Annotated in this window: 16 protein-coding genes; 9 read left to right on the forward strand and 7 right to left on the reverse strand. The window is 71.7% G+C overall.

Annotation, left to right across the window (positions count from 1 at the left end; genetic code table 11):
• Window positions 1-23: 23 nt before the first annotated feature.
• Window positions 24-659, reverse strand: a complete 636-nt coding sequence (locus tag E6R60_RS04770) for an NAD(P)H-dependent oxidoreductase (RefSeq protein ID WP_136325133.1) — start codon at window positions 657-659, stop codon at window positions 24-26.
• 86 nt (window positions 660-745) lie between these two features.
• On the opposite strand from E6R60_RS04770, the gene E6R60_RS04775 reads away from it, so the two are divergent.
• The 4 genes from E6R60_RS04775 (at window position 746) to E6R60_RS04790 (ending at window position 4,059) form a co-directional block, all read left to right on the forward strand.
• Window positions 746-1,546, forward strand: a complete 801-nt coding sequence (locus tag E6R60_RS04775) for an aminotransferase class IV family protein (protein ID WP_136325134.1) — start codon at window positions 746-748, stop codon at window positions 1,544-1,546.
• A 44-nt stretch (window positions 1,547-1,590) separates the two neighbouring features.
• Window positions 1,591-2,085 carry a DUF5990 family protein gene (locus tag E6R60_RS04780; protein ID WP_136325135.1) on the forward strand — a complete coding sequence of 165 codons (495 nt, stop codon included), beginning with the start codon at window positions 1,591-1,593 and terminating at the stop codon, window positions 2,083-2,085.
• 390 nt (window positions 2,086-2,475) lie between these two features.
• Window positions 2,476-3,336 (forward strand): hypothetical protein, encoded by an 861-nt coding sequence (locus tag E6R60_RS04785; RefSeq protein WP_240802427.1) that lies wholly within the window; start codon window positions 2,476-2,478, stop codon window positions 3,334-3,336.
• A gap of 99 nt (window positions 3,337-3,435) precedes the next feature.
• Entirely contained in the window at window positions 3,436-4,059 is a 624-nt protein-coding gene (locus E6R60_RS04790) for a class F sortase (protein WP_136325136.1), read from the forward strand.
• 102 nt (window positions 4,060-4,161) lie between these two features.
• On the opposite strand, the gene E6R60_RS04795 is transcribed toward E6R60_RS04790, so the two are convergent.
• Complete coding sequence (locus E6R60_RS04795; protein ID WP_136325137.1) at window positions 4,162-4,950, reverse strand: TSUP family transporter; 789 nt, start codon at window positions 4,948-4,950, stop codon at window positions 4,162-4,164.
• A 182-nt stretch (window positions 4,951-5,132) separates the two neighbouring features.
• Here E6R60_RS04795 and E6R60_RS04800 point away from each other — a divergent pair, with 182 nt between their 5' ends.
• The 4 genes from E6R60_RS04800 (at window position 5,133) to E6R60_RS04815 (ending at window position 10,610) form a co-directional block, all read left to right on the forward strand.
• A complete protein-coding gene (locus E6R60_RS04800) occupies window positions 5,133-6,347 on the forward strand; it encodes an FAD-dependent oxidoreductase (RefSeq protein ID WP_136325138.1) in 1,215 nt (404 codons plus the stop codon).
• Between the two features lies 1 nt (window position 6,348).
• Entirely contained in the window at window positions 6,349-8,943 is a 2,595-nt protein-coding gene (gene nirB / locus E6R60_RS04805) for a nitrite reductase large subunit NirB (protein WP_136325139.1), read from the forward strand.
• Window positions 8,943-9,314 carry a nitrite reductase small subunit NirD gene (gene nirD / locus E6R60_RS04810; protein WP_136325140.1) on the forward strand — a complete coding sequence of 124 codons (372 nt, stop codon included), beginning with the start codon at window positions 8,943-8,945 and terminating at the stop codon, window positions 9,312-9,314. Before nirB ends, nirD begins: the two co-directional genes overlap by 1 nt.
• A 129-nt stretch (window positions 9,315-9,443) precedes the next feature.
• Entirely contained in the window at window positions 9,444-10,610 is a 1,167-nt protein-coding gene (locus E6R60_RS04815) for an alkaline phosphatase PhoX (RefSeq protein ID WP_136325141.1), read from the forward strand.
• A 58-nt stretch (window positions 10,611-10,668) separates the two neighbouring features.
• On the opposite strand, the gene E6R60_RS04820 is transcribed toward E6R60_RS04815, so the two are convergent.
• The 4 genes from E6R60_RS04820 to dusB form a co-directional block, all read right to left on the reverse strand.
• Window positions 10,669-11,088, reverse strand: coding sequence for a VOC family protein (locus E6R60_RS04820; RefSeq protein ID WP_136325142.1), 420 nt, complete (start codon window positions 11,086-11,088; stop codon window positions 10,669-10,671).
• A gap of 147 nt (window positions 11,089-11,235) precedes the next feature.
• On the reverse strand, window positions 11,236-12,252 hold the full coding sequence (locus E6R60_RS04825; protein ID WP_136325143.1) for a helix-turn-helix domain-containing protein: 1,017 nt from the start codon (window positions 12,250-12,252) through the stop codon (window positions 11,236-11,238).
• A 596-nt stretch (window positions 12,253-12,848) separates the two neighbouring features.
• Window positions 12,849-15,560: a pyruvate, phosphate dikinase gene (gene ppdK, locus E6R60_RS04830; protein WP_136325144.1), complete on the reverse strand. Its 2,712-nt coding sequence runs from the start codon at window positions 15,558-15,560 to the stop codon at window positions 12,849-12,851.
• Between the two features lie 596 nt (window positions 15,561-16,156).
• Window positions 16,157-17,305 (reverse strand): tRNA dihydrouridine synthase DusB, encoded by a 1,149-nt coding sequence (gene dusB / locus E6R60_RS04835; protein WP_136325145.1) that lies wholly within the window; start codon window positions 17,303-17,305, stop codon window positions 16,157-16,159.
• 264 nt (window positions 17,306-17,569) lie between these two features.
• On the opposite strand from dusB, the gene E6R60_RS04840 reads away from it, so the two are divergent.
• Window positions 17,570-19,207, forward strand: a complete 1,638-nt coding sequence (locus tag E6R60_RS04840; protein WP_206309315.1) for an MFS transporter — start codon at window positions 17,570-17,572, stop codon at window positions 19,205-19,207.
• Here the strand turns inward: E6R60_RS04840 and E6R60_RS04845 are convergent.
• On the reverse strand, window positions 19,174-20,091 hold the full coding sequence (locus tag E6R60_RS04845; protein WP_136325549.1) for a helix-turn-helix domain-containing protein: 918 nt from the start codon (window positions 20,089-20,091) through the stop codon (window positions 19,174-19,176). The genes E6R60_RS04840 and E6R60_RS04845 overlap by 34 nt on opposite strands.
• Window positions 20,092-20,192: the final 101 nt, after the last annotated feature.

Here is a 20,192-nt window from a genome sequence, read left to right on the forward strand (position 1 = left end):
CGGGCCCCGGCCGCCGGGCCGCGTCAGGTTCCGTACGGATGCGCCGCCCTGGCGCCCTTCAGCGCCCGCCCCCACCAGAGCAGCTGGTCCAGGAGCGTCTTCGCCGCGGCGTCGGGGCCGGCCGGGTCGCGGTGCCGCCCCTCGTCGTCGAAGAGGGCGCCCGCGTTGTGGAACGAGACGCCGTCGCGGAGGGAGACGGCGTGCAGCTCGGCGAAGACCTGGCGCAGGTGCTCGACCGCGCGCAGACCGCCGGAGACGCCGCCGTAGGAGACGAACGCGACGGGCTTGGCCTGCCATTCGGTGAAGTGCCAGTCGATGAGGTTCTTGAGCGGGGCCGGGTAGGAGTGGTTGTACTCCGGGGTGATGACGACGAAGGCGTCCGCGGCCGCCAGCCGGCCCGAGATCTCCGCCAGCCGGGCCCGGTCCTCGGGGCCGGGGCTCTGGGAGAGGGCGGTCGGGAGGTCGAGTGCGGCGACGTCGACCACGTCGGTCTCGATGCCGGGGCGGTGTTCCGTACGGGATCGGAACCATGCGGCGACGACGGGCGCGAACCGGCCCTCGCGGTTGCTGGCGACGATGACGGCGACCCTCAGCGGGTCGGTCGCGGGAGTGGTGGTGGGCAGAGCGGTGGCCGTGGTTCCGGCTGCGGTGAGGTCCATGCGAGGAGGTTCGTACGTCAACCGCGGTTGAGGTCAAGCGGTCGCTGCCGGTCCGCCCCCGCGCAGGTCGGCATACGGTGAGCGGCATGACGCCTCACGCAGCCGCCCCCCTTCCCTACGCCGAGTTCGACGGACGTCCGGCCACCGAGGACGACCTGCGCCGAGCCGCCTTCTTCGGCTACGGCCATTTCACCGCCATGCAGGTCAGGAGCGGCCGGGTGCGCGGCCTGGAACTCCATCTGGAGCGGCTCGACTCCGCGAACCGGGAGCTGTTCGAACTCCCCCTGGACGGCGGCCGGGTACGCGAGTGGATCCGGCACGCGCTGCACAGCGGCGGGGCGTCGGACGCCTCGGTGCGGGTGCACGGGCTGCGGCCGCCGGGCGCCGCCGCGACGACCGTCATGGTCACCGTGCGCGGGTCGGTCCGGATGAGCCCCGAGCCGGTCTCCCTGATGTCCGTCCCGTACGCACGCACCGCGCCGCATCTCAAACGCGCCGGTGACTTCGGCCAGACGTACTACGGGGAGCTCGCCCGCCGGGCCGGGTTCGACGACGCGCTGCTGACCCTGCCGGACGGTGCGGTGACCGAGGGGGCGATCACCAACATCGGCTTCTGGGACGGAGTTTCGGTCGTCTGGCCCCAGGCGCCCGCGCTGCTGGGCGTCACCATGGCGCTGCTGGAGCGGGAGTTGCCCGGCGCGGGCGTGCGCTCGGTGCGCCGCACCGTGCCGAAGGACGGGCTGGGCGCCTACCGGTCCGCGTTCGTCACGAACTCGCAGGGCATGGCCCCGGTGGCCCGGATCGACGGCACGGACTTCACGGTCGACGAGGAGCTGATGAGGCGGCTGGCGACGGCGTACGAGGCCGCCCCCTGGGACACCGTCTGACACCCGGGGCGTCCGCCCGGCCGACCCGGAGGGACGATGGACGCATGCAGATCCCCGCCGAAGGAACGCCGTCGCGCATCCAGATCCACATCGAGGGCTCCCGCCTGCCTGGCCGCTCCGGCGGGCCGGGCGGCGGCTTCGCCGGCCGCGAGAACATCCATGTGGGCGTGCAGCGCAAGGACCGGGCCGGTGAACTCCTCGGGCTGCATCCGGGCGACGCCCCCGCCGCCCACTGGACCCTGGAGTGCACGGCCACCGACGGCCCGGACGGCATCGAGGTGAGCGGGCCGTACGTCCAGAACCGGCTCGGCGGACGGTTCGTCTACCTGTCGTGGGGCACGGTCGACGACGACGGCCTGTTCTCCATGTTCCGGCGCGCCAAGCTGATGTTCGCCGACATCGACGCGGACGTCCTCGAAGCGGCCGCGCGTTCGGGGCACCTCACCGCGACGCTCCCCCTCTCCGACGCCGAGGGACAGCCGCTCTGCGCCAGGGTCCGGCCGCCCGTCATCACGTGGTCCGCCGCCGCGCCCGTCTGAGGACGGCGCCCCGGGCACGGGCACACGCCGAACCGCCCTCACCGGGCCCAGGGGGGGTGGGGCCGGTGAGGGCGGGGGCCGGGGGGCAGCTGTGCACTGCGTCCCGTGGGGGGGGTGTGCGTCGTATGCCCCCGCACACCCGGACCATGCGTGTGACGTACGCCACTTTCTCGCGAAGGGGTGTCACCCGATCGGCACCGGAGGCGGGAGGACGGGGCATGCGACCCTCCATCACCGCTGTGACCTGCACGCATGGGCGGTGGCAAGGAGGCAGCGCCGGTCCGGAAGAGTGAAAGCTGACTTGGTGTCAGCAGGCATGGATGGCGACCCGGCCGTTAGCTCGGAACCAGGACACACCAGCCCGCGCCATCCCGCCCGGAGGAACCCCCCATGCGCAGTCCTGCCCGCCTCGTGACCGGCACAGCCGCCGCGGCCCTCGCCGCTGCCGCACTCGGCCTCAGCGCCGCCGCCCCGTTCGCGTACGGGGACGAGGCGGCGCCCCTGGAGGTCACTCCCGCGAGCGCCGCACCCGGCGCCACCGTCACCGTGAACACCACCGCCTGCGGCAGCGACACCGCCGCCACCGGTGACGCGAGCGCGCTGAACGCCTCCGAGTTCGCGCTGGCGCCGGCCACCCTCGAGGAGGTCCTGGCCGGTTCGTTCCGGGTACCGGGCACCGTCGAGCCGGGCCCGTACCGCATCGGTGTGGCCTGCGAGAACGGCAAGCGGGCCACCGGGGAGATCGAGGTGAAGGCGGCGGGCACCGCGGCCGGGGACAGGGCCGCCGGGGCCACCGAAGAGGACTCCCCCACCGACGCCGCTCCACCCGCGGACCCGGACGACTCCGAGGAGTACGACACCACCGGTCTCGACGAGGCCGAGGCTTCCGGTGCGGCCCTCGTCCCGGACGCCCCGGACGCCCCCGCGCTCGCCGAGGACTCCGGTGCGGCGCTCGTGCCCGACGCCCCCGCGCTCGCCGGGCGCTCCACGCCACCCGCTCGCCCGACCCCCTCCGGGCACGAGAGTTCCGCCGGGCACGACAGCTCGTCCGACGGGCACGAAATCCCCTCCGGCCACCACACCTCGGCCGCACCCACCGCCCCCACGGGGCACGTGAAGACCGGTGTCGGCGGCAGCGTCGGCCCGGACACCACCCAGATCGCGGCGGGAGCCGGCGTACTCGCCGCGACCGCCGTCGGCGGAGCCTGGCTCCTGCGTCGCCGGGCGAGCGGCACGCAGGACGGCAGCTGACGGAGACTTCCACCTCTCCGTACCGCCCGGTGTCCGTCCCGGTGGCCTCGCGCCACCGGGACGGGACCGTATCCCCCTCTCGTCACCCGGAGGACGACCGTGTCCCAGAAGGCCAAGGGCTGGCTGCTCGTCGTCGCGGCGCTGGCCGGTCTCTGGCTCATCCGCAACGGCGCCGACACCCAACTGACCCCGCCGGCCCCCGCCTCCGCCGACGCCTTCGCCGCCGGCCCGGACCTGCTGCCCGGATCGCCGGTCGCCCAGCCGCTGCGCCGCTCGGCGCCCGTACGCCTCATGATCCCCGCCATCCGGGTGGACGCCCCGGTGATGCCGCTCGGCCTCGGACCGGACGGCAGTCTCGACGTGCCTCCGGCCGGGAACACCGACCTCGTCGGGTGGTACAAGGACGGCCCGCCACCCGGCGCCAAGGGCACCGCGATCGTCGCCGGCCATGTCGACAACGCCGAGGGCCCGTCCGTCTTCTACGACCTGGGGTCGGTGAAGAAGGGGACCACCGTCGAGGTGCTCCGCGAGGACGGCCGCACCGCCGTCTTCTCGGTCGACGCGATCGAGGTGTACGAGAACGACGACTTCCCCGACCGGCGGGTGTACGGCCCCTCGGAGCACGCCTCGCTGCGCCTGATCACCTGCGGCGGCGGCTTCTCCGAGTCGACGGGCTACCAGGGCAACGTGGTGGCGTACGCCCACCTCACCGGCGTCCGCTGAGGCCGCACCGGAGTGCGCCGGGTCCTCGGCGGGGCGCGCCGAGACGGCGGCTGCCCGTGCCGGGGCCGGACCGGCCCGCGCGCACCGTCCGCGTGGGGCCGGTCAGCTCTGCCACTGGTCGAAGGCGAGCTTCGCGACGAGCGAGAAGACCACCACCAGCAGCACCCCCCGGACGAACTCGCTGCCCCTGCGCAGCGCCATCCGCGCCCCGAACAGGCCGCCCGCCAGGTTGAACACCGCCATCAGCGCGGCCAGCTGCCACATCACGTTGCCCTGGTAGGCGAACATCGCCAGGGCCCCGCCGTTGGTGCAGACGTTGACGATCTTGGCGGTGGCGGAGGCCGTCACCAGGTCGAGGTGGAGCACCGCGGTGAGCGCCAGCACGAGGAAGGTGCCGGTGCCCGGGCCGAACAGTCCGTCGTACAGCCCGATTCCGCCGCCCACCAGCACGATCGCGGTGACGGTGCGGGCCCGGGTGACCCGGGGCGCCGTACCGTCCCCGGCCGCCCGGCCGAACTGGGGCCGCAGCATCACGAACGCGGCGACGGCCAGCAGCACCACCATGATCACCGGGCGCAGCACCTCGCTGCTGATCCCCGCGGCGAAGAACGCCCCGCCCATCGATCCGGCGAGGGCCGCCAGCCCGATCCGTACCGCCGTGCCGACGTTCACCGGGGCCTTGCGCGCATAGGTGACGGCGGCGCCCGACGTGCCGACGATCGCGACCGCCTTGTTCGTGCCGAGGATCTGGGCGGCCGGGACGTGCGGCAGGCCGAGCAGCAGCGCGGGCAGCAGGAGCAGTCCCCCGCCCCCGACCACGGCGTCGATCCAGCCGGCCGCGGCTGCCGCGAGGCAGAGCACGACGAGGGTGGTGAGGGTGATGTCAGGCATGGTCACGACAGTAAGGAGCAGGTACGTGCCCCGTCCAATGATCCCTGGAATCTTGAGCCGTTCCTGAGCTCCGCGCCCCGCTCTCCCCTCACAGGCGCCTACCGCAGGCGCTGAGCGCAAGGTTCCTCCCGGGAAACAGGGGGGATCCGGACGGGTAACACCCCCCGGTCACGCTTCCTGTCATGAGTACACGGACGGAGAACACGGCGCGGGTGGTGGTGATCGGCGCCGGGATGGCGGGCGCACGCCTGGCCGCCCGGGTGCCCGATGTCACCGTCATCGGCGAGGAATCGCACGCCCCCTACAACCGGGTGCTGCTGGCCGAGGTGCTGGCCGGGCGGTATCCGGCGGACGTGATCGCCCTGCCCCCGGCCGAGGTCAGGCGCGGGGTGCGGGTGGTGCGGATCGACCGGGACGACCGGCTGGTGCACTGCGACGACGGAAGCGTCGTGCGCTACGGGCGGCTGGTGCTGGCGACCGGCTCCAACCCGGTGCTCCCGCCTCTGCGCGGGCTCGGGAACACGATGCCGGACGGGGTGCACGCCTTCCGCACCCTCGACGACTGCCTGGCGTTGCGCGCCTCGGTGCGGCCGGGGGTGAACGCGGTCGTCATCGGCGGCGGCCTCCTGGGCGTGTCGGCGGCCCGCGCGCTGGCCGAGTGCGGTGCCCAGGTGGTGCTGGCCCAGCAGGGCGAGCACCTCATGGAGCGGCAGCTCGACGCGGAGTCGGCCGGGCTGCTGCGGAGCCACCTGGAATCCCTCGGGGTCGAGGTGCACACCGAGTGCCGGGTCCGGGGGCTGCGCTGCGCCGACGGATCGGTCCGGGCGGTGGAGATGGCCGACGGGTACGAGCTGGCGGCCGAGATCACCGTGCTGGCCTGTGGGGTGCGTCCCCGGACGGGCCTCGCGCAGGCCGCGGGTCTGGAGGTCCGCAAGGGCGTCGTCGTCGACGACGAGCTGCGCACCTCGGATCCGTACATCCACGCCGTCGGCGACTGCGCCGAGCACCGTTCCACCGTGTACGGGCTCGCGGGTCCGGCGCTGGAGCAGGCCGATGTGCTCGCCGAGGTGCTGGCCGGACGGCCCGCCCGCTACGACGGCACCCGGGCGCTCACCCGGCTGACGCTGAACGGCCCGGACACCCCCGGCTCGGGGTCGCTCGATCTCGCCGCCTTCGGCGACTCCCGGCCGCTGCCCGGTGACGACGTGATCCGGCTGGCCGACGCCACCCGGGGCGCGTACCGCACGGTCGTCGTCCGCGGCGACCGGCTGGCGGGAGGTGTGCTGCTCGGTGATCTCGCCGCGGTCGGCACCCTGGCCCGCACCTGGCAGGACGACGCACAGCTCCCCGCCGAAACGTCCCTGCTCCACCTGCTCACCAATGACGGAGGCTTCTGAGATGCCGGTGTCCACTTTCCCGACCGCCCACACCTCCACCGCAGCAGCCGTGCCGACCATCGTGGTCGTCGGGCACGGAATGGTCGGCCAGCGTTTCCTGGAGGCCCTCGCCGAGCGCGGGCTGACGGCCACCGCCGGCACGGCCCGGGTCGTCGTCCTCTGTGAGGAACCCCGCGCCGCCTACGACCGGGTGCAGCTGACCTCGTACTTCTCGGGGAAGACCCCCGAGGACCTGTCGCTGGTCGAGCAGGGCTTCATGGAGCAGCACGGCTTCGAGCTGAGGATCGGCGACCCCGCCGAGTCCCTGGACCGCGAGGCGCGCACGGTCACCGCGCGCTCCGGCAAGACCTTCACGTACGACACGCTGGTCCTGGCCACCGGCTCGTACCCGTTCGTCCCGCCCGTCCCCGGCAAGGACAGCGAGGGCTGTTTCGTCTACCGCACGATCGAGGACCTGCTCGCGATCGAGGAGTACGCGAAGACGGCGACGACCGGCGCGGTCGTCGGCGGCGGGCTGCTCGGACTGGAGGCGGCGGGCGCACTGAAGGGGCTCGGACTCGACACCCACGTGGTCGAGTTCGCGCCCCGGCTGATGCCGGTCCAGGTCGACGAGGGCGGCGGCGCGGCACTGCTGCGCACCATCGAGAACATGGGTCTGACCGTCCACACGGGCGTCGGCACGCAGGAGGTCACCGCGGGCGAGGACGGGTCGGTGAACGGGATGTCGCTCTCCGACGGCTCCTCGCTCGCCACGGACCTGGTGGTCTTCTCGGCCGGTGTCAGGCCCCGCGACCAGCTGGCCCGGGACTGCGGACTGGCGGTCGGCCAGCGCGGCGGCATCATCGTGGACGAGGAGTGCCGCACGTCCGACCCGGCGGTGTTCGCGATCGGCGAGTGCGCGCTCGCCTCGGACGGGCGGGTGTACGGCCTGGTGGCCCCCGGTTACGAGATGGCGCAGACGGCCGCCGAGGTGATCGCCGGCAAGGAGGCCGCGTTCACCGGCGCCGACCTGTCGACGAAGCTCAAGCTGCTCGGCGTGGACGTGGCGTCCTTCGGCGACGCCCACGGCACCTCCGAGGGCTGCCTGGACGTCGTGTACGCGGACTCCCGCTCGGGCGTCTACAAGAAGCTCGTGATCGGCCAGGACGGCACGCTGCTCGGCGGCGTCCTCGTCGGCGACGCCGACCAGTACGGCACGCTGCGCCCGATGACGGGTACGGTCCTGCCGGTCGCCCCCGAGCAGCTGGTCCTGCCGGCCGGCGCGGGCGGCCCGGTCACCCTCGGCCCCTCGTCGCTGCCCGACGAGGCCGTGATCTGCTCCTGCCACAACGTCACCAAGGGCGAGATCTGCGAGCACACCACGCTGCCCGAGGTGAAGAAGTGCACGAAGGCAGGCACCGGCTGCGGCAGTTGCGTCAAGGTCATCGGCCAGCTGCTCCCCCAGAGCCAGGACAAGGGCCTGTGCGGCTGCTTCGCGTACACCCGCAGCGAGCTGTACGAGATCGTCCGCACCCTGGGGATCACCTCCTACGCCGAGCTGCTCGACTCGCACGGCCGTGAGCAGGCGCGCGGCGGCGACGGCTGCGAGGTGTGCAAGCCGACGGTGGGTTCGGTCATCGCCTCGCTGGCGCCGACGGTCGGCGCGAGCGGCTACGTCCTCGACGGCGAGCAGGCGGCCCTCCAGGACACCAACGACCACTTCCTGGCCAACCTCCAGCGCAACGGCTCCTATTCGATCGTGCCGCGCATCCCCGGCGGGGAGATCACTCCGGAGAAACTGATCGTGATCGGCGAGGTGGCCCGGGACTTCGGCCTCTACACCAAGATCACCGGAGGTCAGCGGATCGACCTGTTCGGCGCCCGCGTCGACCAGCTGCCGCTGATCTGGACCCGGCTCGTCGACGCGGGCTTCGAGTCGGGACACGCCTACGGGAAGTCACTGCGGACGGTCAAGTCCTGTGTGGGGCAGACCTGGTGCCGCTACGGCGTCCAGGACTCGGTGAAGATGGCCATCGACCTGGAGCTGCGCTACCGGGGCCTGCGCTCCCCGCACAAGCTGAAGTCGGCGGTCTCCGGCTGCGCCCGCGAGTGCGCCGAGGCCCGCGGCAAGGACTTCGGGATCATCGCCACCGCCCAGGGCTGGAACCTGTACGTGGGCGGCAACGGCGGCGCCACCCCGCGCCACGCGGACCTGCTGGCCCAGGACCTGTCGGACGCCGAACTGGTGCGCCTGATCGACCGGTTCCTGATGTTCTACATCCGCACGGCGGACCGGCTGGAGCGCACCTCGACCTGGCTGGACCGGATCGAGGGCGGCCTGGAGCACGTACGGGACGTCGTCGTCCACGACTCGCTGGGGCTCTGCGACGAGCTGGAGCGGCTGATGGCCGACCACGTACGCGGCTACCGCGACGAGTGGGCCGAGACCATCAACGACCCGGAGCGGCTGCGCCGCTTCGTCACCTTCGTCAACGCACCCGACGCTCCCGACCCGTCGGTGAAGTTCGTCCCGGAACGCGACCAGGTCAAGCCCGACCTGGACATCCTCGCGGGCCCGGTTCTCGCCATCCGCACTCTTGAAGGGACCGCCTCCTGATGACGACGCAGACGATGACCGAGACGACCGAGACCGCTGGGGACGACCGGGTGATCCGGCTCGCCACGGGGGACGACTGGATGACGGTCTGCGACCGCTCGCTGCTGACGCCGGGCCGCGGGGTGGCCGCCCTCCTCCCGGACGGCCGGCAGGTCGCGCTGTTCGTGGACCGGGCGGGGCGTACGTACGCGATCGACAACCGCGACCCGTTCACCGGCGCGTACGTCCTCTCGCGCGGGCTGGTCGGATCGGACGGCGGGCAGCCGTTCGTCGCCTCCCCGCTCCTGAAGCAGCGCTTCGACCTGGCGACGGGCGCGTGCCTGGACGACGACGAGGTCTCGGTGCCGGTCTTCGAGGTCCGGGCGGACTGACCACGGCCGGTCTTCCGGGCCCGTTCACCGGGCGTTGACGCTCCGTCAACTGCGTCCCTCTACTGTCCTGACGTTCGACCCGCCGGGCCGACCGGACCGGCGGGCCCTCACGTCACCCGTGGAGTGATCGTGGAACGTCGGACCTTCTTGCGCACAGCGGTGATCGGCGGCTCGGCGGCGGCCTTCGGCGGCACCCTGTGGCGGGGCGCCGCCTTCGCCGGCCCCGCCCAGCCGGCCACCGGCCCGTACGGCGCGCTGCAAGCGGCGAACGGCAACGGCATCCTGCTGCCGAGCGGCTTCACCAGCAGGATCATCGCCCGGTCGGGGCAGACCGTCCCCGGCACCTCGTACACCTGGCACAGCGCACCCGACGGGGGCGCCACGTTCGCCGACGGCAGCGGCTGGATCTACGTCTCGAACGCCGAGGTCTCCTCCGGCAGCGGCGGCGGAGCGAGCGCGGTGCGCATCAACTCCGCCGGAACCGTCACCTCCGCGTCGCGGATCCTGTCCGGCACCAACAACAACTGCGCGGGCGGCCGGACCCCGTGGAACACCTGGCTGTCCTGTGAGGAGGTCAGCCGCGGATTCGTCTACGAGACCGACCCGTGGGGCGTGAACGCCGCCGTGCAGCGTCCGGCGCTCGGCCGCTTCAAGCACGAGGCGGCGGCGGCCGACCCGGACCACGGGTACGTGTACCTCACCGAGGACGAGACGGACGGGCGCTTCTACCGCTTCCGCCCCACCACCTGGGGCAACCTGTCGTCCGGCACCCTCCAGGTCCTGGTGGCGGGCACCGGCACCTCGGGCCCGGTGACCTGGGCCACGGTCCCCGACCCGGACGGCTCGCCCACCCAGACCCGCTACCAGGTCTCCGGCGCCAAGGTGTTCAACGGCGGCGAGGGCTGCTTCTACGCGGCGGGAACCTGCTGGTTCACCACCAAGGGCGACAACCGGGTGTGGGCGTACGACGCGAACGCGTCCAGCATCTCGCTCGTCTACGACGACTCCCTGGTCACCGGCGGCAGCGCCCCGCTGACGGGAGTCGACAACGTCACCCGGTCCGCGTCCGGTGACCTGTTCGTCGCCGAGGACGGCGGCAACATGGAGATCTGCCTGATCACCCCGGACGACACCGTCGCACCGTTCCTGCGGATCAGCGGCCAGTCCGGTTCTGAGATCACCGGTCCCGCGTTCTCCCCGGACGGCTCCCGGCTCTACTTCTCCTCGCAGCGCGGGACGAGCGGAAGCTCCTCCGGCGGCATCACCTACGAGGTCACGGGCCCGTTCCGCGGCTGACCGGCGCTCCGGCCGTGCGGCGGCCCGCACGGGCGCCGCACGGCTCTCCCCGCCGCCCTCAGGCGGGCTGACCGCCGGCCTCGGCCGCCGCCGGGTCCATCCATACGACCTCCCAGATGTGGTGGTCCGGGTCCTGGAACGAGCGGCCGTACATGAAGCCGAGGTCCTGGGTGTCGTTGGCGGGCGACCCGCCGGCTGCGAGCGCGGCGTCGACCAGTTCGTCCACCCTCTCGCGGCTGTCCGCGCTCAGCGCGAGGATCACCTCGGTGGACTTCGAGGCGTCCGCGATCTCCTTCTTGGTGAAGTCCTTGAAGCGCGGCTCCTCGAGGAGCATGGCGAAGATGGTGTCGCTGATGACGAGGCAGCCGGTGTGCTCGTCGCTGAACTGGGGGTTGAAGGAGTAGCCCAGCTTCTCGAAGAAGCTCCTCGTCGTCTGGATGTCCTTGACCGGCAGGTTCACGAAGATCATCTGAGGCATGGCCGTCTCGCTCTCTCACTGGTGTCGCGGGTGCGTTTCCCCGCATGCGTTACGAGAGGTAGACGCCGGGCCCGCCCGGAACTCATCGGTGCCGGGCGAAAATCTCCGCCGTCGTGCCCGTGACTCCCGGGGCCCCGCGCCCGGAACTCACGATACGGCGAGCGGCGCACCGCCGCGCAGCAGCGAGCCGCCCAGCGGGGTCAGCGTGTGCAGGACCGAGCTGCCGTGGCGCAGGGTGCGCACCAGGCCGGCCTCGCGCAGCACGCAGGCGTGCTGGCTGGCCGAGGCGAGGGACACCCCGGCCCGGCGGGCGAGCTCACTGGTGGTGCACCCGTCGCCTATGACCCTCAGCACCGTCGACCGGGTGTTCCCGAGCAGCCGGCCGAGCCAGGGGCCCGGTTCGGCGAAGACCGGGGCGGCGGCATGGGTGACGGGGTAGACGAGCACCGGCGGGAGCAGCGGATCGCGGTAGACGACCGGGGTGCCGCGACAGAAGAACGACGGCTGGAGGAGCAGGCCGCGGCGGTCCAGGTGGAGTTCGCGGTCGACCGGGTAGTCGGCCTCCAGCACGGGCGCCCGCCAGCGGATCACCGGTGGGAGCGAGGCCAGCAGTTCCTCGGCGCCGCCGTCCAGGAGGGCGCGGCCGCGGATCGCGCGGTCGGCCTCGACACTGGCCTGGATGTGCGGCCAGTACGGCTCGACGGCGGCCCGGTGGTAGGCGCGCAGGACCCCGATGAGCCGGCCCAGGGGCTCGGCGCGCCCCTCGCCCAGCGTGTCCAGCACCACGGGCCGCACCGCGCGCAGGGCCGCGCCGCGGCCGCCGGATGCTCCCTGGGCGCCCAGCACCGCCAGTTCGGCCCGCAGCCGGTCGGTCGGGGTGTCGCGCAGGGCCTCCATTCCGGTGGCGAAGTCCATCGGCTCGGCGCCTTCCTGAGAAGGCGTCAGAAAGTCGGGGAAATAGCCGCGCGGTGGAACCACGGCGGACAGCAGGCGTACTTCACTATTCAACCGCGGCCGCGCTTCGGAGCGCCATTTCCCGAACACCGTGGAAGCCCTCCGGTCCCTCAGCCGGTGAAAGCTGAGAATGGTCTCCCATAATGCGTCCGGCCCGGTGGCCATCCGCACCTTGGAAAGGTCCCATCCGGAGACATGGATACGCAGCACCGAACCCCCACCCCTTGCACGTGCAATTGCCCCCACGTCAGAGTATGCGAAGGGTAACTACACGTCACCACGGGGTTTCGGCCAGAGGTGAAACGTCTCGCCCGGACCCCCCGTCACCCGAAAGGCTGTACGACGTCGGGTGCGATTCCGGAACCACCGGAAGAGCGGGTGAAGGCCGTGGGGGGTTTCGCTCGTTCGGCGGCGGTTGGTGACGGTGCGGCTCCGCACTCGACGGGGGTAAGCCGGGTGCGGTCCATGGGTGGGGATCCATGGACCGCACCCCGGTCCGTTCCGGACCTATTTCTTTGCGCATTAAACGAAGCAACGGGGTGAGGGGGCGAGCGGAAAGCGCGCACATTCCGGCATCCGGTCGCTACCGCCCCCCCCATCCGTACGGGGCTGCCGCACCTCCGTACAGAGACATATGCGCATCCGCACGGAGACACCTGGGCTTCTCCCAACAGCCCATGCACATGACAAGGCGGCGGCACCCCCGCACAGGGTGCCGCCGCCTCAGGGAATTCCGCGGCCGCCGCCGGACCGATGAGGGTCGTCCGGTCCCGCGGCAGCCGGCGGAATCAGTGGCTCTGCCGGACTCAGCGGCTGTCGCTGCCCCGCGACTCCGCGGCCGCCCGGCCCGCTTCCAGGCGGGCCACCGGAATGCGGAACGGTGAGCAGGAGACGTAGTCCAGGCCCACCTCGTGGAAGAAGTGCACCGACTCGGGGTCGCCGCCGTGTTCGCCGCAGACGCCGAGCTTCAGATCGGGGCGGGTCGCCCGGCCGGCCGCGACCGCGCTGCGTACCAGCGACCCCACGCCGTCCTTGTCGATCGTCTCGAACGGCGACACCCCGAAGATGCCCTTCTCCAGGTACGCGGTGAAGAACGAGGCCTCCACGTCGTCGCGGGAGAAGCCCCACACCGTCTGGGTCAGGTCGTTGGTGCCGAAGGAGAAGAACTCCGCCGCCTCGGCGATCTGACCGGCGGTCAGCGCGGCGCGCGGCAGCTCGATCATCGTGCCGATCTTCAGCTTGAGGTTCGTGCCCGTGGCGGCCTGGACCTCGGCGATGACGCGGTCGGCCTCCTCGCGGACGATCTCCAGCTCCTGGACCGTGCCGACGAGCGGGATCATGATCTCCGCGCGCGGGTCGCCCTTGGCGTTCTTGCGCTCGGCGGCGGCCTCGGCGATCGCCCGCACCTGCATGGCGAACAGGCCGGGGATGACCAGGCCGAGCCGGACCCCGCGCAGACCGAGCATCGGGTTCTGCTCGTGCAGCTTGTGCACGGCCTGCAGCAGGCGCAGGTCGTTCTCGTTGGCGTCCTTGCGGGACTCGGCGAGCGCCACCCGGACCGAGAGCTCGGTGATGTCGGGCAGGAACTCGTGCAGCGGCGGGTCCAGCAGCCGTACGGTGACGGGCAGCCCGTCCATCGCCTCGAACAGCTCGATGAAGTCGGCCTTCTGGAGCGGCAGCAGCTGCTCCAGGGCCGTCTCGCGCTCCTGGTCGGTGTCGGCCAGGATCAGCTTCTCGACCATCTCACGGCGCTCGCCGAGGAACATGTGCTCCGTGCGGCACAGCCCGATGCCCTGGGCGCCGAAGCGGCGGGCGCGCAGGGCGTCCTCGGCGTTGTCGGCGTTGGCCCGCACCCGCAGCCGGCGCACCCGGTCCGCGTACGCCATGATCCGGTGCACGGCGGCGACCAGCTCGTCGGCGTCGTCGGCGCCCGCGTGCATCCGGCCCTCGAAGTACTCGACGACCGGTGACGGCACGACGGGGACCTCACCGAGGTACACCTTGCCGGTGGAGCCGTCGATGGAGACCACGTCGCCCTCCTCGACGACGCGCCCGCCCACCGTCATCCGGCGGCGCTTGGTGTCGACCTCCAGGTCCTCGGCCCCGCAGACACAGGTCTTGCCCATGCCGCGTGCGACGACGGCCGCGTGCGAGGTCTTGCCGCCGCGCGAGGTCAGGATGCCCTCGGCGGCGATCATGCCGTCCAGGTCGTCCGGGTTGGTCTCACGGCGGATGAGGATGACCTTCTCGCCGGAGCGGGACCACTTGACCGCGGTGTACGAGTCGAAGACGGCCTTGCCGACCGCGGCGCCCGGCGACGCGGCGATGCCGCGGCCCAGCCGCTCGGTCTTCGCGTCGTCGTCGAAGCGCGGGAACATCAGCTGCGCGAGCTGCGCGCCGTTGACGCGCTGGAGCGCCTCCGCCTCGTCGATGAGCCCCTGGTCGACGAGCTGGGTGGCGATCCGGAAGGCGGCGCCGGCGGTGCGCTTGCCGACCCGGGTCTGGAGCATCCACAGCTGGCCGCGCTCGATGGTGAACTCGATGTCGCAGAGGTCCTTGTAGTGGGTCTCCAGCGTCTCCATGATCTGCATCAGCTGGTCGTACGACTTCTTGTCGATGGACTCCAGCTCGGCGAGCGGGACGGTGTTGCGGATACCCGCGACGACGTCCTCGCCCTGCGCGTTCTGGAGGTAGTCGCCGTACACGCCCTGGTGGCCGCTGGCCGGGTCACGGGTGAACGCGACGCCCGTACCGGAGTCGGGGCCGAGGTTGCCGAAGACCATGGAGCAGACGTTGACGGCAGTCCCGAGGTCGCCGGGGATGCGCTCCTGGCGGCGGTAGAGCTTGGCCCGGTCGGTGTTCCACGAGTCGAAGACCGCCTTTATGGCCAGGTCCATCTGCTCGCGCGGGTCCTGCGGGAAGTCGCGTCCCGCGTCCCGCGTGACGATCTTCTTGAACTGCTTGACCAGCTTCTTCAGGTCGCCCGCGTCGAGATCCACGTCGACGGTGACGCCCTTGGCCTCCTTGGCGGCCTCCAGTGCCTCCTCGAAGAGGTCGCCGTCGACCCCGAGGACGGTCTTGCCGAACATCTGGATCAGGCGGCGGTAGGAGTCCCACGCGAACCGCTCGTCGCCGGACTGGGCGACGAGACCGACGACGGAGGCGTCGGAGAGGCCGATGTTGAGAACCGTGTCCATCATGCCGGGCATCGAGAACTTGGCGCCCGAGCGGACGGAGACGAGCAGCGGGTCGTCGGCCTGGCCGAGCTTCTTGCCCATCCGCGCCTCAAGGGCGTCGAGGTGCGCACTCACCTCGTCGCGCAGGGCGGCCGGCTCCTCGCCGCTGTCGAGGTAGACCTTGCACGCCTCGGTGGTGATGGTGAAACCCGGAGGGACGGGGAGCCCGAGGTTGGTCATCTCGGCGAGGTTGGCACCCTTCCCGCCCAGAAGGTCCTTCAGTTCCTTGTTGCCCTCGGTGAAGTCGTAGACGAACTTCTGAAGGTCTTCGTTTTCCGACACGGGTCTCGACTCCTCGACGACGCGGTGGCTGCCCTGACGGCGAGGAACATACCCAGATCGAAGGTGTCTGGGTACGTCCACTTGCCCGTCATGGGGCCGCAACCACCCGTCCGCCAGCAGATCGAAAGTGGAACGACACATCACCCGGTCGAGGCCATGCCTTCAACCCTTGAACGAATGACCACGGAAAGCGATCATTTTCGAGTTGGTACGCGACGGTGCGTGAGAGAAGCGTCGATCGATCAAAGTGGAGACTCCTGGCACCCAGTGCCACCATTTGAGAAGTGCACCCCTCACCCGACCGCTCATCTGAGACGGCATCCCCTCAGGCGTGGCGAGGATCACTCTGATAGCGCCGCTCAGATGTCACCATACGGACGCCTTCATGACAGCTCTAGGTGACTTCCCGGTCACAGCTCGCCACCTTCTCGAGAGAGAAAGTGGCACACGCGCCCTCACCGATCGGTGGAACCCGCGGGATCGCGCCGCATCTCGCCGATTCAGGCCACATTCAGCGCTCAAATGAGCAGAGGGGTGATGGGGGCACCCGGTGCCCCCATCACCCCTCCGGCACGCCTTCCGCCCCGAGGCGGGCCTCACCCTCCGGAGGTGTCCAGTTCCGCGTCCTCGCTGACGCCCGAGCAGTCGTACGGGTCCTTCAGCCAGCCGTCCGGGAGGACCACCCGGTTGTTGCCCGATGTGCGGCCGCGCGGGCCGTCCGCCCCGTCCGGCCACGGCTGGTCCAGCTCCAGCTCGTGCAGCTGGGACCCGAGTTCCTCCAGCGACGAGGTGATCGCCAGCTTCTTGCGCATCTCGGAGCCGACCGCGAAGCCCTTCAGGTACCAGGCCACGTGCTTGCGGAAGTCGATCACGCCGCGGGTCTCGTCGCCGATCCACTCCCCCAGCAGCGTCGCGTGCCGCAGCATGACGTCGGCGACGGTGCGCAGCGTGGGCGCCTGCCTCGTCTCCGTACCCTCGAACGCGCTCACCAGGTCGCCGAAGAGCCAGGGCCGGCCCAGGCAGCCGCGGCCCACGACCACGCCGTCGCAGCCGGTCTCGCGCATCATCCGCAGGGCGTCGTCCGCGCACCAGATGTCCCCGTTGCCGAGGACCGGGATCTCGGGGACGTGCTCCTTGAGCCGGGCGATGGCGTCCCAGTCGGCGGTGCCGCCGTAGTGCTGGGCGGCCGTCCTGCCGTGCAGGGCGACGGCCGTGACGCCCTCCTCGACGGCGATCCGTCCCGCGTCGAGATAGGTGATGTGGTCGTCGTCGATGCCCTTGCGCATCTTGATGGTGACGGGCAGGTCGCCCGCGTTCGACACGGCCTGGCTGAGGATCGCGCGCAGCAGCGGCCTCTTGTACGGGAGCGCGGAGCCACCGCCCTTGCGGGTGACCTTGGGGACCGGGCACCCGAAGTTCAGGTCGATGTGGTCGGCGAGGTTCTCGTCGACGATCATGCGGACGGCCTTGCCGACCGTGACCGGGTCCACTCCGTAGAGCTGGATCGAGCGCGGGGTCTCGGTCGCGTCGAAGCGGATGAGCTGCATGGTCTTCTCGTTGCGCTCGACCAGGGCCCGTGTCGTGATCATCTCGCTGACGAACAGCCCCTTGCCGCCCGAGAACTCCCGGCACAGGGTGCGGAAGGGCGCGTTGGTGATGCCGGCCATGGGGGCCAGGACCACCGGCGGCTGCACGGTGTGCGGGCCGATGCGGAGCAGCTGGGGGGAGGGGGCGAGCGTGGTCATTCCCCCATTGTCGCGTACGCCGGGAACTGCTCCGGCGGCGGAGACGGCCGGGGCTCCGGCGAGGGGAGCGGCCGGGGCGCCCGCGAGGGGCCGGCCTGGGCTCCCGCAACGGAGCGGCCGGGACTCCGGGCGGGGCGGCCGGGGCGCCGGCGAGGGAGACAGCCGGGGCGCCCGCGACGGGGCGGCCGGGGCTCCGGCGAGGCGGGCATGAACGCGGGCGGCGAGGGGGAAGCGAAAGTCGTTAGTTAGCCGTACTATCCATGCATGCCCGAGCTCAGCCACCGGCGACGGATGCTCGTGCTGGCGATCTGCTGCATGAGCCTTCTGATCGTCAGCCTCGACAACACCGTCCTCAACGTTGCCCTGCCCGCCATGCGGCATGACCTGGACGCGAGCGTCGCGGGGATGCAGTGGACGATCGACGCGTACACCCTCGTCCTCGCCTCCCTACTGATGCTCGCCGGTTCCACCGCCGACCGGATCGGCCGCCGCAAGGTCTTCATGGCCGGCCTCGTCCTGTTCACCGTGGGCTCGGCGCTCTGCTCACTCGCGCCCAGCCTGGAGGCGCTCATCGCGTTCCGGATGGTGCAGGCCGTCGGCGGCTGCATGCTCAACCCGGTGGCGATGTCGATCATCACCAACACCTTCACCGATCCCCGCGAACGCGCCCGCGCGATCGGCGTCTGGGGCGCTGTCGTCGGCATCTCCATGGCGGCGGGACCGGTGGTCGGCGGCCTCCTGGTCGATTCGGTCGGCTGGCGGTCGATCTTCTGGGTCAACCTGCCGATCGGCATCGTCGCCCTGCTGCTGACCTGGCGGTACGTCTCCGAGTCCCGCGCCCCGAAGGCGCGCCGCCCCGATCCTGTGGGGCAGCTCCTGGTGATCACACTGCTGGGCTCCCTGACGTACGCGATCATCGAGGCGCCCCAGAAGGGCTGGACCTCGACGGAGATCCCGCTCTTCGCCGCGCTCGCGGCGGCCTCGCTGACCGGCCTGCTGGTGTACGAGCCCCGGCGCACCGACCCGCTGATCGATCTGCGCTTCTTCCGCAGCGCCCCCTTCAGCGGGGCGACGGTCATCGCGGTCAGCGCCTTCGCCGCGCTCGGCGGGTTCCTGTTCCTCAACACCCTCTATCTGCAGGACGTACGGGGGCTCAGCGCGCTGGGCGCCGGTCTCCGCATGCTGCCGATGGCGGCCGTGGTCTGCGTCCTGTCCCCGCTCTCGGGCCGGCTCGTCGCCAGTCGTGGGCCGCGCATCCCGCTGCTGGTCGCGGGAACCGCGCTGGCGGCGAGCGGGTTGATGTTCGCGGCGTTCGACGCGGAGACCGGCACGGCGTCGCTGTTCACCGCCTATGTGGTGTTCGGTGTGGGCTTCGGCGCGGTGAACGCGCCCCTCACCAACACCGCCGTCTCCGGGATGCCGCGCGCCCAGGCCGGAGTGGCCGCGGCGGTCGCCTCGACCAGCCGCCAGATCGGCCAGACCCTGGGCGTCGCGGTGATCGGAGCGGTCCTCGCGGCGGGGGTGGCCGGTGCCGGTTCCTCGTACGGCGACGGCTCGGCGGGCGACTTCGTCGCGGCGAGCCGGGCCGCCTGGTGGATCATCACCGGCTGCGGGGTGAGCGTCCTGGTGGTGGGGACGGTGAGCAGCGGGCGCTGGGCCCGGGAGACCGCCCGCCGGACCGCGGAACGGCTGGAGGAGTCCGCGCGGGCGGTCCCGGGGACGGAAGCGGGCCCTCCCGCGGATCCTGCGGGTGGTGCGGGTCCTGGGGGCTCCACAGGACCTGCGGGCTCTGAGGGCTCTGAGGGCTCTGCGAGTTCCGGGGGTCCCGGGGGCTCTGCGAATTCCGCCGGTCCTGGCGGCGCTGCGGGTCAGTCCTCGGCCTCCGCGAGAACGAGGGCCTGAAGCCGCTCCAGCCGCTCGCGGGTCTCCTCGTCGCGTGGTGCGTATGTCACGAGCCTCGGTCCGGCCGAGGGGCCGAGCCAGAGGTCGGTGGTCTCCACCCGGAGCAGCCCGACGTGGGCGTTGCGGAAGATCTTGGACCGGCCGCCGGTTCCCACGACCTCGTGCCGCGCCCAGATGTCCCGGAATTCCGGCGAGGCCGCCTCCAGCCGTTCCAGCAGCGCCTTCCACGCCGGCTCGGCGAGGTGTTCCGCCATCGCGGCCCGGAACTTGGCGGTCAGGAGCCGCGTCACCTCGGCGATGTCCATGACCGAGGAGCGCCACTCCTCGTTCGTGTAGGCGAGCAGCATGATGTTGCGGTCCTCGGGCGCGACGGCGTCCATGTCGCACAGCAGCCGGCCGTAGGTGCGGTTGTGGGCAAGGACGTCGTACCGGCTGTTCTGCACGCAGGCGGGGATCGGCTCCAGCTGCCGCAGCATCGTGCTCAGCGCCGGGGTGACGCTCGGGCACTCCGTGCCGGGCGCCGGGTCCACCGCCCCCGCGAGCGAGAACAGATGGGTGCGCTCACTGCGGTCCAGCAGCAGGGCGCGGGCGAGCGCGTCGAGGACCTGGGGCGAGACCTGGATGTCGCGGGCCTGTTCGAGCCAGGTGTACCAGGTGACGCCGACGGCGGAGAGCTGGGCGACCTCCTCGCGGCGCAGCCCGGGGGTGCGCCTGCGACGGCCCCGGACCAGCCCCACCTGTTCGGGCGTGATCCGTTCGCGTCGGCTGCGCAGGAAGTCCGCGAGTTCGTGCCGCCGGACCTCGGTCCCGGACGGAGCGGAGGAGCCCGCCCCGGGCGCCTGCGGGGTCTGCGGAACAGGGTCCCTGCGCGCTGCCGTCACCATCGTCGTCATGCCTCCAGGGTGCGGGCCGTGCCGCGGCCGTGCCAGGTGCTGCTTGTACCAGGATAAAGACACTCTGGTACCAGGCTCCGAGAAGCGCGATC

Origin of the sequence: Streptomyces sp. A0642 (assembly GCF_004795105.1) — a bacterium.
Lineage (GTDB): Bacteria > Actinomycetota > Actinomycetes > Streptomycetales > Streptomycetaceae > Streptomyces.